The organism is Amycolatopsis sp. NPDC104775, from assembly GCF_055583325.1.
Genome location: NZ_JBVJOE010000004.1, coordinates 701,984 through 718,098 on the forward strand (window position 1 = coordinate 701,984; position 16,115 = coordinate 718,098).

15 protein-coding genes are annotated in these 16,115 nt (G+C 71.3%); 5 read left to right on the forward strand and 10 right to left on the reverse strand.

Annotated features, from left to right (window positions below; translation table 11 throughout):
- Window positions 1-2: 2 nt before the first annotated feature.
- Window positions 3-797, reverse strand: coding sequence for an IclR family transcriptional regulator (locus ACZ63D_RS21880; protein WP_465356161.1), 795 nt, complete (start codon window positions 795-797; stop codon window positions 3-5).
- Between the two features lie 105 nt (window positions 798-902).
- Between ACZ63D_RS21880 and ACZ63D_RS21885 the strand changes: the two genes are divergently transcribed.
- From ACZ63D_RS21885 to pepE, 4 genes are read left to right on the forward strand one after another with little or no spacing between them, the layout of a single operon-like run.
- Window positions 903-1,853: a DUF1177 domain-containing protein gene (locus ACZ63D_RS21885; protein ID WP_465356162.1), complete on the forward strand. Its 951-nt coding sequence runs from the start codon at window positions 903-905 to the stop codon at window positions 1,851-1,853.
- Window positions 1,850-3,190: a cytosine permease gene (locus tag ACZ63D_RS21890; protein ID WP_465356163.1), complete on the forward strand. Its 1,341-nt coding sequence runs from the start codon at window positions 1,850-1,852 to the stop codon at window positions 3,188-3,190. The genes ACZ63D_RS21885 and ACZ63D_RS21890 overlap by 4 nt, the downstream gene beginning before the upstream one ends.
- Window positions 3,187-4,476, forward strand: coding sequence for a M20/M25/M40 family metallo-hydrolase (locus ACZ63D_RS21895; RefSeq protein WP_465356164.1), 1,290 nt, complete (start codon window positions 3,187-3,189; stop codon window positions 4,474-4,476). The genes ACZ63D_RS21890 and ACZ63D_RS21895 overlap by 4 nt, the downstream gene beginning before the upstream one ends.
- A 29-nt stretch (window positions 4,477-4,505) precedes the next feature.
- Window positions 4,506-5,240 carry a dipeptidase PepE gene (pepE, locus tag ACZ63D_RS21900; RefSeq protein ID WP_465356165.1) on the forward strand — a complete coding sequence of 245 codons (735 nt, stop codon included), beginning with the start codon at window positions 4,506-4,508 and terminating at the stop codon, window positions 5,238-5,240.
- A 72-nt stretch (window positions 5,241-5,312) separates the two neighbouring features.
- Here pepE and ACZ63D_RS21905 read toward each other — a convergent pair whose 3' ends face one another.
- The 7 genes from ACZ63D_RS21905 to ACZ63D_RS21935 all read right to left on the reverse strand — a co-directional run bounded on the left by ACZ63D_RS21905 (window position 5,313) and on the right by ACZ63D_RS21935 (window position 13,038).
- Window positions 5,313-5,909, reverse strand: coding sequence for a hypothetical protein (locus ACZ63D_RS21905; RefSeq protein ID WP_465356166.1), 597 nt, complete (start codon window positions 5,907-5,909; stop codon window positions 5,313-5,315).
- Window positions 5,910-6,007: 98 nt separating this feature from the next.
- Window positions 6,008-6,649, reverse strand: coding sequence for a carbonic anhydrase (locus tag ACZ63D_RS21910; RefSeq protein ID WP_465356167.1), 642 nt, complete (start codon window positions 6,647-6,649; stop codon window positions 6,008-6,010).
- A gap of 83 nt (window positions 6,650-6,732) precedes the next feature.
- Window positions 6,733-6,897, reverse strand: a complete 165-nt coding sequence (locus ACZ63D_RS21915; RefSeq protein ID WP_167754393.1) for a hypothetical protein — start codon at window positions 6,895-6,897, stop codon at window positions 6,733-6,735.
- 63 nt (window positions 6,898-6,960) lie between these two features.
- Window positions 6,961-8,397 carry a DUF7125 family protein gene (locus ACZ63D_RS21920; RefSeq protein WP_465356168.1) on the reverse strand — a complete coding sequence of 479 codons (1,437 nt, stop codon included), beginning with the start codon at window positions 8,395-8,397 and terminating at the stop codon, window positions 6,961-6,963.
- Window positions 8,397-9,455 (reverse strand): hypothetical protein, encoded by a 1,059-nt coding sequence (locus ACZ63D_RS21925; RefSeq protein ID WP_465356169.1) that lies wholly within the window; start codon window positions 9,453-9,455, stop codon window positions 8,397-8,399. Before ACZ63D_RS21925 ends, ACZ63D_RS21920 begins: the two co-directional genes overlap by 1 nt.
- The gene (locus ACZ63D_RS21930) at window positions 9,452-10,276 is read right to left on the reverse strand and encodes a GAF domain-containing protein (protein WP_465356170.1); all 825 of its coding nucleotides are present in this window, start codon (window positions 10,274-10,276) and stop codon (window positions 9,452-9,454) included. Before ACZ63D_RS21930 ends, ACZ63D_RS21925 begins: the two co-directional genes overlap by 4 nt.
- 863 nt (window positions 10,277-11,139) lie before the next feature.
- Window positions 11,140-13,038, reverse strand: coding sequence for a putative Ig domain-containing protein (locus ACZ63D_RS21935; protein WP_465356171.1), 1,899 nt, complete (start codon window positions 13,036-13,038; stop codon window positions 11,140-11,142).
- Between the two features lie 168 nt (window positions 13,039-13,206).
- On the opposite strand from ACZ63D_RS21935, the gene ACZ63D_RS21940 reads away from it, so the two are divergent.
- Entirely contained in the window at window positions 13,207-14,226 is a 1,020-nt protein-coding gene (locus ACZ63D_RS21940) for a helix-turn-helix domain-containing protein (RefSeq protein WP_465356172.1), read from the forward strand.
- Window positions 14,227-14,879: 653 nt separating this feature from the next.
- Here the strand turns inward: ACZ63D_RS21940 and ACZ63D_RS21945 are convergent.
- Window positions 14,880-15,509 carry a hypothetical protein gene (locus ACZ63D_RS21945; protein WP_465356173.1) on the reverse strand — a complete coding sequence of 210 codons (630 nt, stop codon included), beginning with the start codon at window positions 15,507-15,509 and terminating at the stop codon, window positions 14,880-14,882.
- 76 nt (window positions 15,510-15,585) lie between these two features.
- On the reverse strand, window positions 15,586-16,098 hold the full coding sequence (locus ACZ63D_RS21950; protein ID WP_465356174.1) for a type VII secretion system-associated protein: 513 nt from the start codon (window positions 16,096-16,098) through the stop codon (window positions 15,586-15,588).
- Window positions 16,099-16,115: the final 17 nt, after the last annotated feature.

The window sequence follows — 16,115 nt, forward strand, 5'->3', positions numbered from 1 at the left end:
CGTCACCGCCGCGGAACCGGCCGCGAAAGCCGCAGCTCGATCAACTCCGCGCCCCGGCGCAGCAAATCCACCCACTGCTCCGGATCGTGCTGGAACCGGGCAGCAGACCACCCGACCGACAAACTCCCGTACGGCTCGCCACGCAGGAACACCGGCACCGCGAGGGTCGCCACGCCGGTGTCGTACTCGCCGGTGGTGAACGCCCAACCCCGCTGAGCGACCTCGGCCAGTTGCTCGCGCAGCACGGCGAGATCGGTGACCGTGTCCGGCGTGAAGCGCGCCATCGGGCGGCCGGCGAACAGCCGGTCGCGTTCCTCTTCGGGCAGGAACGCGAAGTACGCCTTGCTGGTCGCGCCCGCGTGTGCCGGGTACAGCTCGCCGACCAGGGAGTAGCCGCGCAGCCGTCCGTCCGCGCCTTCCGCGGCCAGCACGCAGCGGGTGTGCGCGCCGTCGGGCAGGGACAGCAGGGCGGCGTGCCCGGTGTGCGCGGCGAGGTCGGACAGGATCGGGACCACCAGCAGGTCCAGCGCGCCGGCGCGGTCCCACAACCGGCCCAGGTGCAGGGCGGCCGGGCCGATCCGGTACTTCCGGGTGCTGTCGTCGCGGATGAGGAAACCGCGATGCGCCAGCACGGCCAGCAGCCGTTGGGCGATCGACGTGTGCAGCCCGAACTCGCGGGCGACCGCGGTGACTCCCCATTCCGGGCGGGCGCGGTCGAACGCGAGCAGGACCTGCAGCGCGCGGTCCGCGGTCTGCGGCAGGCCGGGCGGGGTGGAGCGGTCGTCGGGGTCCGGCATCCGGCCATTGTGCGAATAACGGGAAATGTTTGTAAAGCCGGGGCGCCCGGACGGAATCTGGTCGGACCCATCCCCCGGCGGCCTTGACTTCTCCAGAGGAACCACATGCTCAAACACGTCCTGGAACTGCTCGAAATCCTCGACGACCCGGCGGTGACCGGGAAAGAGGTCGTCGCCTACCTCGACGCCGTCGCCGGCGCGGACGGCAGCGGCGCGGAGATCACGACGGTGCCCGGCGAGGCCGGGAAGACCGACTTCGTCCGGGTGCGGGTGGCGGGCAGCCGCGGCCGCACCGCGGGCGGCGACGCGCCCACGCTCGGCGTGGTGGGCCGCCTCGGCGGCGTGGGGGCCCGGCCGGAAGTGACCGGGTTCGTGTCCGACGGGGACGGCGCCGCCGCGGCGCTCGCCGCCGCCGCCAAGCTGCTGTCCATGCGGGCTCGCGGCGACGTACTGGCCGGCGACGTGCTGATCGGGACGCACATCTGCCCGGACGCGCCCACCCTGCCGCACGATCCGGTGCCGTTCATGAACTCGCCGGTCGACATCGCCACGATGAACAGCTACGAGCTGTCCGACGAAATGGCGGCTGTGCTGTCGATCGACACCACCAAGGGCAACCGGGTGATCAACCACCGCGGCCTCGCCCTTTCCCCGACCGTGCGCAGCGGCTACATCCTGCGGGTCTCCGAGGGGCTCGGCGAACTGCTGGAGGCGGTGACCGGCGCGCCGCTGGTGACCTACCCGATCACCACGCAGGACATCACGCCCTACGGCAACGGCGTCTACCACCTGAACTCGATCCTGCAGCCGGCGACCGCGACGGACGCGCCGGTGGTCGGTCTGGCGATCACCTCGGCGGCGACGGTGGCGGGCTGCGCGACCGGTGCCAGCCACGAGACGGACATCGCGGCCGCCGCGCGCTACGCGGTCGAGGTCGCCAAGCAGTTCGGCGCGGGCGCTCTGCGGTTCCACGACGAGGCGGAATTCGCCAACCTGCTGGCCCGCTACGGCTCGATGGCGCACCTGCAAACGCTGGGCACGGAGGTGGCCGGATGAGCACCGCGACGAAAACCGCGAAGCAGGCCAAAAAACGGATCGGCAACGACGACTACTCGCTGCGCCGCGTTCCCGGGGAAGCCCGCTACGGGTTCGGGTCGATGCTGCTGCAGTGGCTCGCGCAGTCCGGCTCGCTGTCCCAGTTCGTGCTCGGCGCGACGCTCGGCGTCGGAATGCGCTTCTCCGACGCGTTCTGGGCCTTCACCCTCGGCGCGGTGATCCTGGAGGTGGTGATCTTCCTGATCGGCCTCGCCGGGCAGCGGGAAGGGCTCACGATGACCATGCTGACCCGGTTCACCGGGTTCGGCCGCAACGGGTCCGCGCTGGTGAGCCTGGTGATCGCGATCAGCCTGGTGGGCTGGTTCGGCGTGCAGAACGGCATTTTCGGCAAGAGCATGAACGCGCTGGTCGGCGGGCCGCCGTGGCTGTGGTGCGCGGTGTCCGGCGTGGTGCTGACGCTGCTGGTGATCTACGGCTTCAAGTACATGATGTGGCTGGCGAAGATCGCGGTGCCGCTGTTCTTCGGGCTCGTGGCGTGGAGCGTGATCTCCACGCTGTCGGACCATTCGGTGGGCGCGCTGATGTCGGCCGCGCCGACCGCGACGGCGATCTCCATCCCGGCCGCGGCGACGATCATCGCCGGCGGCTACATGACCGGCGCGGTGGTCGCCCCGGACATGACCCGGTTCAACCGCAAGGGCTGGCACGTCCTGCTGCAGAGCTCGGCGTCGATCGTGCTGTCGGAGTACATCGTCGGCATGACCGGCGTGCTGCTCGGGCACCTGGTCGGCACTTCCGACGTCACCCACATCGTGCTGTCCACCTCGGGCTTCGTCGGGCTGATCGTGGTGGTGCTGGCGACCGCGAAGATCAACGACTGGAACCTGTACGGCTCGTCGCTGGGCGTGGTGAATTTCGTGCGGACGGTGTTCGGCCGCCCGCTGCACCGCGGCGTCGTCACCCTGGTGATCGGCATCGCCGGGACGGTGCTGTCCGCGATCGGTTTCCTGCAGCACTTCACCGCGTTCCTGTCGATCCTGGGCGTCGCGATCCCGCCGGTGGGCGGGATCATCGTGGCCGAGTACTTCCTGGTGCGCCGACTGTCCACGCCGCTGCGGGAGACTCGGGCCAGCGGCCGGGTCCCGGCGACGATGCCGGTGTGGGTGCCCGCCACGATCGCGGTGTGGGCGGCGGCGTTCTGCGTCGGCAAGTTCGTGCACTGGGGCATCCCGGCGCTGAATTCCCTGCTCACCGCGGCGATTCTGTACACGGTGCTGGGCCGGGCCGGGCTGATCCGGCCGGTCGGCTCGGCGGAACTGGAGGAGGTGTCCCGGTGACCAGCGCGCAGGACGAGGTGGTCGGCCTCTGCCAGGACCTGATCCGGATCGACACGTCCAATCCGGGCGCGACCGAGCGGCCCGCAGCGGAGTATGTCGCGGAAAAACTTTCCGACGCCGGGCTGGAACCGACGCTCGTGGAAAGCGCGCCCGGCCGCGCCAGCGTGTTCGCCCGAGTGTCCGGAGTGGACTCTTCGCGGCCCGCGCTGCTCCTGCACGGGCATCTGGACGTCGTGCCCGCGGACGCCGACGAGTGGAGCGTCCCGCCGTTCTCCGGCGAGATCGCCGACGGCATGCTGTGGGGCCGAGGCGCGATCGACATGAAAGATTTCGACGCGGCGATCCTCGCGCTGGCCCGGCAGTTCGGCCGCACCGGCGAGAAACCGCCGCGGGACGTGGTGTTCGGCTTCCTCGCCGACGAGGAGGGCGGCGGGAAGTTCGGCTCGCACTGGCTGGCCGAGCACCGCCCGGACCTGTTCGACGGCGTGGGCGAGGCGATCACCGAGGGCGGCGGGGTGTCGTTCGACCTCGGCAACGGCAGCCGGCTGTATCCGATCGAATGCGCGCAGCGCGGGCAGGCGTGGCTGCGGCTGGTCGCCACCGGCCGCACCGGGCACGGGTCCTCGCCGAACGACGAGAACGCGGTCACCGATCTCGCCGAATCGCTCGCCCGGATCGGACGGCACCGCTTCCCGGTCCGGCTGATCGAACCGGTGCGGGCACTGCTGGAACGCGCCGCCGAACTGCTCGGCGTGCCGTTCGATCCGTCCGATGTGGACGGAAGCCTGGCGCGGATGGGCCCGGTGGCCGACCTGGTGAACGTGATCCTGCGCAATTCGGCGAACCCCACCATGATCTCCGGCGGATACCAGGTGAACGTCATCCCCGGCCGGGCCACCGCCGCGGTCGACGGCCGGTTCCTGCCCGGGTGCGAACAAGAATTGCTGGACACGATCGACGAGCTGCTGCTGCCGTCGGTGCGCCGCGAGTTCATCCACCGGGACATCGCGATGGAAAGCGGTTTCGACGGTCCGCTGGTGGACGCCATGTGCGCGGCGATCACCGCCGAGGACCCGGACGGGCACCCGACGCCGTACTGCAACGCGGGCGGCACCGACAACAAGGCGCTCTCCGCGCTCGGCATCCGCGGCTTCGGGTTCAAGGCGCTGCGCGTCCCGCCGGACCTGCCCTACAACCGGCTGTTCCACGGCGTGGACGAACGCGTGCCGCTGGAATCGCTGCGGTTCTCCGTCCGGGTCCTGGACCGGCTGCTGCGGACTTGCTGAACAATGGCGGGCGAACCAAGGAGAATCGCGTGACTGACCTGCTGCTGCTGTCCAACTCGACCAACCACGGCCACGGCGCGCTGGAGCACGCGCTGGACGCGGTGGCCGAGGTGCTGGCCGGACGCACCGAGCTGGTGTTCGTGCCGTTCGCGCTGGCCGACCACGACGGCTACACCGAGCGCATCGCCGCCGCGCTCGCGCCGCTCGGGGTCCGGGTGCGCGGGCTGCACACCGCCGCCGACCCGGTCGCCGCGGTGCGTTCGGCCCCGGCGGTGTACACCGGCGGCGGCAACACGTTCCGCCTGCTCGCCGACCTGTACCGGCTGCGGCTGCTGGAACCGTTGCGGGACCGGGTGTCCGAGGGGATGCCCTACCTCGGCGCCAGCGCCGGAACCAACATCGCCGGCCCCACCGTGCGCACCACCAACGACATGCCGATCGTGGAGCCGCCCAGCCTCACCTCGCTGGGACTGGTGCCGTTCCAGCTCAACCCGCACTACGTCGACCCCGACCCGGGCAGCACGCACATGGGCGAGACCAGGGAGAAACGGCTCGCGGAATTCCACGAGTGCAACGACATTCCGGTGCTCGGCCTGCGCGAGGGCACCTGGCTGCGCGTGCGCGGCGACTGGGCGGAACTGGCGGGCGTGTCCACGAGCGGCGGCGCTCCCGGCCGGTTGTTCCGGCGTGGCGCACCCGGCGAGGACGTCTCCGGCGACGTCAGCGAACTGCTCGCCCCGGCGAGCGAACCGGTGTGGGGCTGACGGACGGACATTGGAGCGCCTCCCGGCAGGAAACGCTCGCAGTTTGTCCTGCCGGGAGGCGCTGCCCAGCGGTCAGCGCACGCGGTTTTCGTGCGTGGGCGGTTCTTTGAGGTCGCTGACCTGTGGCCAGTCGTCGACGCGGCCTTTGCGGAAAAAGCGCTTGAGCTTCTTGGGCTTCTTGGGCGGCGCGGCGGCGGGGCGGTAGGACTGGGCCAGCACGTCCCCGTCGTCGCCGAATTTCCAGGCTTCGGCGTAGAGCCTGCCGTTGTGGTGCCAGCGCTGGTGGCTGACGGGCTTGCTCAGAATCGTTTCGAACCAGGCCGCGCATTCGGCGGCCACGTGCTCGGGAGTGCCGCGGACGTCGAGGGCGAGCGGCGTCGGCTCGTCCGGAAGTTCGTGCAGGCAGTCGTGCAGCAGATCGCCTTGCGCGTGCTGGTCCCGGTAGTGGACGCCGAATTGCCCTAGGGACACGCGCCGGACGGAATCGCTGATCGTGACCACGGCGAGCAGGCAGGGGTGTTCTTCGGTGTCCCGGATCGCCCAGCTGGCGGCGTAGCCGACGTCCCACCGCGCGGCCGCCTGCTGCAGCGCGGTGAGGAAGGAGAGTTCGTCCTCGGCGAGTTCGTCGGAACAGTTGTCGAGGTCGAACCACCGGGTCCACTTCTCCATGGCGGGAAGCGTAGCCCGGTCCGGGGGCGCGGACGGCCCTGTTCGGCAGGGACGCGACCCGCTGGCCGGGTCCCTGCCGGAGGGGAATCTTCGGCCGCTCAGGCCGCCGGAGTCGACGCGGGAGTGTCGATTCCGTGCGCGGCCACGACCTCGGCACTGCCGTCGGCCAGCCGGTAGCGCAGCCCCACCACCGCGGCCCGGCCGTCCGCGACGCGATCGGCGAGCACGCGGGAGCGGTCCAGCAGCAGGTCGACGGTGTGCCTGACGTGCTCGGCCAGGATCTCGTGCGGTTCGACCCGGCCCGCGGCCCGCGCGGCGAGGACGCTGGGGGTCACCTTCTCGACCACGTCGCGGACGTAGCCGACCGGGGCGAGCCCGTCTTCGAGCGCCGCGGTGGCCGCGCCGACCGCACCGCACGAATCGTGGCCGAGCACGACGACCAGCGGGCAGTTCAGCAGGTCGACGCCGTACTCGATGCTGCCGAGGACCTCGCCGCCGACGACCTGGCCCGCGGTGCGCACGACGAACAAGTCGCCGAGGCCGCGGTCGAAGATGATCTCGGCGGCCAGCCGCGAGTCGGAGCAGCCGAACAGCACCGCGAACGGGTGCTGGTTCGGCGCGATCGCGGCGCGGCGGGCAGCGTCCTGGTTGGGGTGCTCCGGTGCGCTGGTGACGAAGCGGCGGTTGCCTGCCATCAGCAGGTCGAACGCTTCCTGCGGAGTGGGTGTCGTGTCGGCCATGGCGCCAGCCTAAGCCGCCGCGGGCGGCGATGGGTGTTGCCATCGTCTCGCCCGCGGCGCGTTTCGACCGGGTTCGCGCGGGGTCAGCGCCCCCGGCCCAGTGCCGACCGCTTCACGAAGCCGACCGCGGCGGTCGCCAGGAACAGGACCGCGCCCACGACGACGAGCCAGAACAGGCCTTTGATCACCACCCCGAGCACGATGCAGACCAGCCAGATCACCAGAAGCAGACCGAGCAGTGCCAGCATGGAGTCCTCCTGACGTCGCCGGGAAAATGCGGCTCCCCGAAGGGATACCCAGGTGCGCCCGGGCTATGCGCTGCCCGGGCCGCGATCCGTCGGCCGCGGTGCGGGAAAGCGTCCAGGCCGGTCCTCGGCGGGGTCCATGACGATTCCGCTTCCGGTGACCTCGAACGCGGTGGTGTAGGGCAGATTCGTGCTGGCCCGCGTCTTCAGCACGGTCAGCGCCCGGTCGATGCGCGCCCCGGTGCGCTGGTATTGCAGCAGGATCACGTTGTCGGAAAGGTGGGAGATCCCGGTGCCGGACAGGCCCGCCTGCCCGTACAAATCCGGGATTTCCAGGGTGAGCAGCGTGGTGATGCCCACTTGGGCGCAGCGGCCGAGCAGGGAGTGCAGGAACTCGTTGAACCGCTGGTCGTCGTCGCACGCCGCGGAGAGGTCGGTGAGGCTGTCGATGACCAGCCGGCGGCTCCGGCTGGCGGTCAGCGAGTCCAGCAGGTCGTAGAACCACTGGTCGATGTAGATGTCGTTGGGGGATTCGCAGCGCAGCGCGACGGAGTCGGACCCTGGCTGCCAGCCAAGGCTGCGGATGGCGCGGTCGAGCTGGAGCCGGTTTTCCTGCAGCGTGGTGAACGTGGCGCGCTGGCCCAGTTCCGCGCCGCGGAACGCGAAGTGCAGGCCGATGACCGTCTTCCCGGAACCGGGAGGCCCGGCCACGATGGTGCTCGAACCGGGCCAGAACCCGCCGCCCAGCAGGGTGTCGAGGCCGGCGATGCCCGAACTCGCCCGGACGTCGGCCGCCGGGTCGGCCGTGCCGCCGCCGTCGGCGGGGTCGCTGAGCCGGGGGAAGGCGTCCAGCCCGTTCGCGGAGATGCGGTAGGTGTGCCAGCCGGGCTGGAACGTGCTGCCGCGGAGCTTGAGCACCTGCAGGGCGCGGTTGGTGCGCTGGCCGCTGGCCTGGGTGGACAGCGCGATGGTGGTGTCGGCGATGGTGAACTCGGCCGACGACGCCAGTTCGGCTGGGTCGTATTCGGCCAGCCACAGGGTGCTGGTCGCCAGCGCGCTGAGCCGTCCGGCCAGTTCGTAGAGGAAGCGCGTGTAGGCGGCCTGGTCGGGGGCGGCGTAGCGCAGGGCCTTGATGCTGTCGACGACCAGGAGCCCGCACCGGGTGCGGGTCGCGACCTCGGCGAGCCGGGCGAGCCCGGCGTTCAGCCCGCCCGCGGTCACCACGTCGCCGAGGTCCTCGAACAGCACCGAGGTCCCGATCCGCTCCGGTGCGCAGAAGGCGAGGCCGTCGAGGAACTGGGTGATCTTGGTCAGCGGCTCGGTGAGGGTGCTGAAATACACCACGGGGCGGGCGGGGTCGGCGTTGGCGAACGCGTACTGCTGGGCCAGCACGGTCTTGCCGGACCCGGGAGCTCCCGCCAGCAGGGCGATCGAGGGGTCGATCAACCCGCCGCCCAGTATCGCGTCGAGCCGTTCGCATCCGCTGGTCATCCGCTGTTTCATCACGCGGCTCGCTGGGCGGCGGGGTGCAGCTGCCGGACCATCGCCAGCACCTGGGACGGGTGGACCGGTTTGGGCAGCACCCGGGCGGCGGCGGGCGAGGGCCGCCGCACCGCCGCCGGCGAGGTCACGATCACCTGGGTGCCCGGGCCGCGCGAAAGGGCCTGGATCAGTTCTTCCGCGCCCGCGGCCGTCTGGTCGATGATCGCCACCGGGGGAGGGAGCGAGGTGCGCGTCCCGTTCGCGGAGACGACCGCGGTGACGTCGAATCCGGCCGTGCGCAGCGCGTCCGCCAGGCACCGGACGGCGAAGCGGTCCGGGTCCACCACCAGGACGCGGGTGTCGTGGCCCGGATCGGCGAACTCGTCCGCGGGGCCGTCCAGCACGTGTTCGGCGCTGTGCACGAGCGGCTGGGCCCGCTCCCGGGCGTGCGCGCGCAGCATCGCCTCCGCCGCCGGAAGGTCCACGCCCCGGCGGGCGGCGAGCATCCCGGCGGCCTGCCAGACCGCGATCTGGTCCTGCTGCGCGGTGTAGCGGGTCAGCCGCAGGGCAGTGGGCGGCAGGCTGTCGGCGACGACATCGGCCAGCAGGCCCGCGGCGGCGAGTCCGGCGCAGCCTCGCACCGTGTCTATTTCGCCAGCGGACAGCGTCCGGTCCTCGCGGCTGGCCAGCACAACGGTGCCGACGACCGCGCCGAACGCTTCCATCGGGACCGTGTGCACCGCGGCGATGCCGTGCGCGGCCGCGAGCCGCGCCAGCCCCGGCCACCGGCTGTCCTGGCCGGCGAGGTCGGCGTAGACGGCGACGGCGTCTTCCGTCCCGCGCAGGTCCTCGTCGGCCCGGAACTCGAGGAAGTCGTCGGCCAGCGCCGCGTCGGTCCCGGCGAGGGGAACGTCGCGGCCGCGGCCGTCGGGGAGAAGCACGATCGCCTCGTGCGCGCCGGGCAGCCGCGCGCACAGGTCGGTGAGCAGGTACACCGCATCCAGTCCGGTCCGGCGGACGGTGACCGCCCGGACCGCCTCCAGCAGCATCGCGACCCCGTCCTCGCCCAGCGCGCTCATTCCGTCTGCCTCCCGCTTCCGCCGCCCTGACCGGTGCCTTCGTCGCCGCGGTCGTCCGCGTCGTTCTTGTCGCGATCGCCGTCGCCGGGCTGCCACGACGGGTGGTCGGAGGGCAGCCGCAGCGCGCCGGAAGCCACGTCGCCGGCCACTTCGGACAGCCGCTTGCCGTGAGCGAACGCGTAGGCCCGCAACCGCAGCAACGCCTCCGCGACCGGGCAGCCGAGCTGCGCCGCGACCGCCCCGGTCGCGTAGTGCACGGTGCGCCAGCGGCGGTAAAGCCCCTCGTCGACCATCGCCTCGGCCTCGCCCGAGGCCGCGCGGGCCACCTGGCCGAACAGATGCTCGGTCATGATCTGGACCATCGTGAGCGCCAGGTCCAGTTCGGCGTCGGACAGGGATCGCCCGGACTCCCGGTAGATCTCCAGCACCCCCAGCAACGCGGCCCCGACGCCCAGCGGGAACGCGAAGGCCGCGCGCAGTCCTTCCTCGACCGCGGCGGGGGCGAACAGCGGCCACTGCCGAAACCGCCCCGGCTCGTCCAAACCCGAGGACAGCACCGCGAACCTGCGCCGCAGGGCGGTCAGCCCGGGGCCTTCTCCCACGGTGATCTGGAGTTCGAGCACGCGTTCGGCGCGCGCGTCGGTCGCGTAGGCGGGTTCGCCGAGACCGAACCGCTCCTTGAGCCGCACCCCGGCCCCGTCCGCCGGCACCACGTCCCGGCAGACCTGGGCGACGTGCCGCATCGACACCGGAGCGCCCTCGGCCAGCGCGCGAGCCCGGATCGCCGTGTAGATCTTGGCAAGATCCTGCTCGATCACCACGGCCCGGCCCCTTCGCCCGAAGGTATGCACGAACCCGACGCTAGAACTGCTCCGCCCGCTTTGGACAGAGCAACAATGCTCTAATGCGGGAGGATTCCGGCCCCGCCGTTCTTGCCGCGGTCGCGGTGCGAACGGATCTGGAGTGCCGGGCGGGGTTCGTAGGCAGGTCTTTCCGGATCCGGCCGCGAATCCGTCCGGCAGGGGCATCACGGAGCCGAATCCCGGGTGCGCCCGCTGCGCTGGTGCGGATTTCGTAGCGGGGTATTGCTGCTTCCGCGACCAAGGATCGGGCGCGGCCGACACTCCACATCGGACTGTCCGCGGCGCGGGGACAGGTCAGTGCTCGGTGCCAGCATCAGCTCGCAGTAGTCGCGCACTGCCACCCGCCAGCTCCAGCTTCTCGTTCGCGTATATCTGCCGGGGATCGCCGGGATCCAGACGAGGATCGGCGCGGCCGCGACGGACCCGGACTGAACGGGGGCTCCGCGATCGACCGGCCGCTGGCCTTGGCGCGCGAGAATCCTCGCGCGCCAAGGAATCGTAGTCTTGTTCGCCAGCTTCCGGGTTGCTCGGTGCCACTCGCGCGGAGGCGCTCCGGTTCCTGATCACCGGACGGACGACGACGGGGCTGGCACGCGAGTTGTCCGTCTCGGTCGCGGTGGCGTTGTCCTTGCGCCAGGCGGGGTTGATCGTGTCGCACGGGACGGCGAAGCGGTTTGCCATCAGTGCATGCGCCACCGAGGCTGGATGTGTTGGCAGCCGAACCGGGCTGAGCCGAATCCTTTGCCCAGCAAGAAAAGGAGAGGCCGCCCCGCGCGCGGGACGGCCTCTCCCCGGTACTCAAGTGTTCAGAATGGCCGGATTCAGCTCACGGTCAGCGAGGTGTCGTCGAGGCAGAACGACGTCTGCAGGCTCGAGTCTTCCGTTCCGGTGAAGGTCAGCGTCACCGTCTGCCCGGCGAACGCCGACATGTCAACGGTGCGCAGCTGGTATCCGTTCGCCTGGTTCAGGTTCGAGTACGAGGCGAGCGTGGTCGAACCAGCCTTGACGGTCAGCTTGTCGTAAGCCGTCGAGGTGGTCGTCTCGGCGGTGTCGATGTGCAGGTAGTAGCTCAGCGTGGCGTGGCAGCCGGAGGGGATGGTCACCGACTGCGAGACGGTGTCGGTGTGCGAGCTGCCGTAGCCGTTGAGGTAGGCGAGGTAGGTGCCGCTGTGCGGGGCCTCGCCGTTGGACGACGTGCTGATCACGCCGCTGGACGCGGTCCACGGGCTGGTGCCGTTCTCGAAACCGGGGTTGCCCAGTTTCTGCCCGGTGCAGGAGCCGCCGCCGGTCGGGGCGATCGTCCAGCTGAACGTGGTGGAACCGGTGGCGCCGGACGAGTCCTTGGCGGTCGCGGTCACCGAGTACGTGCCCGCGGTGGTCGGCGTGCCGGAGATCAGGCCGCCGGAGCTGATCGACAGTCCGGCGGGCAGGCCGGTGGCGGTCCAGGTGTAGCCGCCGCTGCCGCCGGACGCGGACAGCTGCAGGCTCGCCGCGGTGCCGACGACGCCGTTCTGGTTGCCCGGGTTCGCCGCCGTGACGCCGCCGCTGGGCGTGCCCGCGGTGAACGCCGCGGTGCCGTTCGGGGTGCCGAGACCGGTCGGGCCGTCCCAGCCCGGGCCGGCGTTGCACTGCACCGAGGACGAGCAGCTGCCGTTGCTGCCGGAGGTCACGTCGTTGAGGTTGCCGGTGTGCGAGTACGGGTACGCCGCGGGGGTGTCGGAGGAGCCGGGGGTGCCGGCGAGGGCGTACACCGACGCGATGATCGGGGCGGACGCGCTGGTGCCGCCGTACACGGCCCAGCCGCTGCCGCCGTAGGTCTGGTACACCGCGACGCCGGTCTGCGGGTCGGCCACGGCCGAGACGTCGGCGACCGCGCGCTTGCCGCAGCCGGTCGTCACGTTCTGGAACGCGGGCTTGGCCACGTAGCCCGAGCAGCCGCTGCCCGCGCCGCTCCACGCGGTTTCGCCCCAGCCGCGCGCGCTGCTGTTGCGGGACAGCGAGGTGCCGCCGACCGCGGTCACGTACTGCGACGAGGCCGGGTAGCTGATGCCGTAGCCGCTGTCGCCGGTGCTCGCGGTGATCGCGACGCCCGGGTGGTGGAAGTAGCTGGAGTCGGAGGAGGGTTCGGAGCCGTCTTCGCCGCCGCCGTAGCTGTTGGACACGTACTTCGCGCCCATCGACACGGCGGTGTTCACCGCGGTGCCGAGATCGGCCATGCTCGGCTGGTTCGCTTCGACGAGCAGGATGTGGCAATTCGGGCAGATCGCCGAAACCATGTCGACGTCGAGCGAGATTTCGCCCGCCCAGCCGGAATCGGCGGACGGAAGCGGGCTGGTCTGCCCGTTTTCGTTCACCTTTTTGAAACAGCCGTTCGCGGTGGTGCAGGGCGGGAGCCCGTAGGTGGAGCGATAGCTCGCGAGGTCCGATTCGGCGTTCGGGTCGTCGTTGGAGTCGACGATGGCCACCGTGGCCGAGGCGCTGCCCGCGGCGGTGAGGTTGTAGGCGGAGCGCAGATCCGAGGGGCCGAACCCGCTGGGCAGCGCGCCGGGGGAGAGCAGCGCGCGCATGGTGTCGGTCTGGCGTTCGGCGAAACACGTGACCATGCCCGGCTTCGCCTGCTCGGCGCAGACGCGGGCGGTCGGATGCGCCGCGGCGGGCGCGGGCGCGGCCACGGCGGGCAGCGCCGGGGCGGTCAAGGCCAAGGCCGCGAAACCGGCCATGGCAAGGATTCTTCGAGCTGAACGGGACACGATCCCTCCCAGGGAAATTCCTGCGAACGGCGTCGGGCCATTCGGTGCCCCGTTGTCTACAGTTCGTTCAGCCCTGGCGGTGACGCGCTGGTGCCAGTGGCGCAATGGTGTCGGCCAGCCCGGTGGAGGTGCCTCCGAATGGTTCCCGAAGCAATCGGCCATCTCCTGACGCTCGGGCTCAAAGCGGACGAAGCAGAAATTTATCTCGACCTACTTTCGTCGGGCCCGGTTCCGCCCGACGCGCTGGCCGGCGAGACCGGCCGCGACCCCGGCGAGGTGCGCCGCGTGCTGGCCGTGCTCGCCGGGATCGGACTGGCCGGCCCGGTCGACGGACCCGGTTCGCCGATGTCCGCCCTGCGCCCGGAACCGGTGCTGGAAGTGCTGACCCGGCAACGCGAAGCCGAACTGGCCGGCGCCCGCGCGGCGATGACGCGGCTGTACGAGCAGTACCGCAGGAGCTCGGTCCGCTCCGTCTCCGACCAGCTGATCGAGGTGGTCAGCGGAACCACTGCCGCCGAACGGGTGCGGCAGCTGGAGCGCGCGGCGCGAACGGAGGTGCGCGGACTGGACTCCCCGCCGTACTACGCCGACGCGGACGCCAACGAGATCGAACTGGAAAACCTCGCCCGGGGCGTCCGCTACCGCGCCGTCTACGGCAGGCTCGCGCTGGAACGCCCGGAGTACGTCGCGGAAAACATCCTGCCCTGCGGGAAAAGCGGGGAAGAGGCCCGGGTGCTGCCCGAGGTCCCGGTGAAACTCCTGATCGTCGACGACTGCGCGGCCCTGTCCGGCGCGGACCGGACCGTGCTGCTGATCCGCTCGTGCGGCCTGTTCGACGCGCTGGCCGGGCTGTTCGAGATGTGCTGGCGGGTCGCGCTGCCGCTGGGCCTCGCCACCGACGCCTCCGGCGCTTCCGGCCCGGAGATCCGCCCCAGCGAACGCCGCCTCCTCGCACTGCTCGCCGCCGGGCTCACCGACGACCAGGTCGCCCGGGTGCTCGGCGTGAGCAGACGGACGATGTTCCGGTACCTGGAGAACCTGATGGCGCGCACGGGCGCGGCGAACCGGTTTCAGCTGGCGCTGCACGCTACCCGGAACGATTGGCTTTCGGTGGACAGCCAGCCGGGGGTTTCGCCGGTGCGGTCGGTGCCGAGTTAAGCCGGGAGCGGGTGTGGTTTGGGGGTGGGCTGGTGTGGTCGGGTGCCGGGTGAGGGGGCTGGTTCTTGGTGTGCCGGGTGGGGTTCGGGGTGATGGCTGGGTCGGCACCGTGGTGAGTCGGAGCGGTCGTGCGCTGGGGTTGGCTGAGGCGGCGCGGTCGAGTGCCGGGCGGTTGGCCCGGTTCCTGGTGCGCCGTATGCGGTTCGGGGCGATGGCCTTGGTCGGCAATCAGTCCGCAGCGCGGTCGGTGCCGTGGTGAGTCGGGGCGGGTGCGGCCGGGGACTCGCTTGAGCTGGCGTCGCCGGGCCCGAGTGCCAGATGGGTTTCCAGGCCGCCGCGTGTGACTCGGAACGAGGGGCTTTCGGCCCGCAGTCAGGCTGGGATCTCGCCGGTCCGGCCGCGCCGAGCTGAGCCGGACTGGCCGCGATCGAGCCCAAGCGCTTGCGGCTCAACGGTTCCCCGCTGCGAGCCGCGGCCCCGGTCGATCGCCAGCGCGGGCGCGACCCCACTCGACTTCCGTCAGCCGCGCCTCGGCGAAGGCTCACGACCCAGCGGGCGATCTTCCGCGGGTGACCGGGTCCGCCCGGCGGAGCGCGTCGATCAGCGGCGGACCCAGATTCTCCACACTCAGCGAAGCCTGTCGCCCGCCGGAGTTATCCGCCGCCGGACCGGCTCCCGCCTCGGCTGCGTGCCTGCACGGTCATGCGGACCCCCGGGAGGGCACGCACTTGTCTCGCCTGCGAGAAGCCCTGAGGGTTCCCGCTCCCAGGCGGCGGCTCGCTCCTCGCGTGTTCATGCGAACGGGCGGCGACCGCGCTGGTCTGCTTGACCACCCGGTCCGGTTCCGGCCCGCCCGGCCAGAACTGCAGCAGATAGCGGTCCGGCTCGAAAACCTCGTCCTCCGGGACGCCCAGCCGCTGCGCTTCGTCCATCCGGCTCCCGCTGTAGCGGACCCGGTAGCCGATCGCTTCCAAATCGAGCGGCCAAGCGGCGTACCCGCCCCAGGCGACCAGGGAGACCGAGCCGGTGGGACGGAACGAGACTTCGACGATGTCCTCCCAGGTCTCGTCCAGTGGCGGAGCTTCGTCGTGCACCTCCACGCGGAAGTCGACCCGTCCGCTGTTCAGACCGGTGACCAGGAACAGGAAGCCGGGCACCGCCGCGCCGCACAACCCGTTCCGCTGCCCGCCGAAATACCCGGAATCCTCCGGCATCCCCGGCCAGCTCTGGACGTAGATCTGGCTGTAACTGACCGGAGCTTCGCCGCTCATCGGCACTCTCATCGCCGTTCCTCCCCGTTCGGCTGCTGTCGGGGACATCATCGCGCGCGGCACCGACAAAAAACATGCGACGCCGTCATCACCCCACGATCTCGCGCACGCTGTCCGCCAGCAGCCGAAGGCACCCCGGCGCCCCGGGATTCAGCAGCAGATCGACGCCGTCGTAACCGTCCAGCAAGCGGAGCAAGTCGGCGGGCGCGGCCGGACGCCAACCGGCGGCGCGGACTCGTCGCCGATGCGCGGGGGCGGTCGTGACGAGCAGGCACGGGATGTTGTCCGGCGACGGCGCGACGAGCGGCGATTCGTCGGTGTCCACGGCCACCGAGAAGGCCGATTCGCGGAAGACCGCCGCGAGTTGGTCGAAGTCGGCTTCGTCTCGGGCGGTCAGGCGGAGCACGGCGTCCAGCGGGTCGGTCGGGGAGTTCTCCGCCGCCGGTTCGTAGGCGGGGTTGGGCTCGAAGCGGCTGATCGACCCGTCCTCGCGCGCGAGCCAGCCGCCGACCACGGACTGGGGCGGCGGGCTCGGGACCTCGGCGGCCGACGCCGGTTCCCACGCCGGGTCGACCAGCAGCACCCACTGGTCCTCGGACATCGCTGGCGCCTCCTTCG

Coding starts and splice junctions, on each gene's coding strand:
- ACZ63D_RS21905 (WP_465356166.1), bottom strand. CDS start 5,909: ATGGAGAAGTGGACCCGGTGGTTCGACCTCGACAACTGTTCCGACGAA.
- ACZ63D_RS21935 (WP_465356171.1), bottom strand. CDS start 13,038: ATGGCCGGTTTCGCGGCCTTGGCCTTGACCGCCCCGGCGCTGCCCGCC.
- ACZ63D_RS21915 (WP_167754393.1), bottom strand. CDS start 6,897: ATGCTGGCACTGCTCGGTCTGCTTCTGGTGATCTGGCTGGTCTGCATC.
- ACZ63D_RS21910 (WP_465356167.1), bottom strand. CDS start 6,649: ATGGCCGACACGACACCCACTCCGCAGGAAGCGTTCGACCTGCTGATG.
- ACZ63D_RS21950 (WP_465356174.1), bottom strand. CDS start 16,098: ATGTCCGAGGACCAGTGGGTGCTGCTGGTCGACCCGGCGTGGGAACCG.
- ACZ63D_RS21945 (WP_465356173.1), bottom strand. CDS start 15,509: ATGAGAGTGCCGATGAGCGGCGAAGCTCCGGTCAGTTACAGCCAGATC.
- ACZ63D_RS21920 (WP_465356168.1), bottom strand. CDS start 8,397: ATGAAACAGCGGATGACCAGCGGATGCGAACGGCTCGACGCGATACTG.
- ACZ63D_RS21940 (WP_465356172.1), top strand. CDS start 13,207: ATGGTTCCCGAAGCAATCGGCCATCTCCTGACGCTCGGGCTCAAAGCG.
- ACZ63D_RS21880 (WP_465356161.1), bottom strand. CDS start 797: ATGCCGGACCCCGACGACCGCTCCACCCCGCCCGGCCTGCCGCAGACC.
- ACZ63D_RS21885 (WP_465356162.1), top strand. CDS start 903: ATGCTCAAACACGTCCTGGAACTGCTCGAAATCCTCGACGACCCGGCG.
- ACZ63D_RS21925 (WP_465356169.1), bottom strand. CDS start 9,455: ATGAGCGCGCTGGGCGAGGACGGGGTCGCGATGCTGCTGGAGGCGGTC.
- ACZ63D_RS21890 (WP_465356163.1), top strand. CDS start 1,850: ATGAGCACCGCGACGAAAACCGCGAAGCAGGCCAAAAAACGGATCGGC.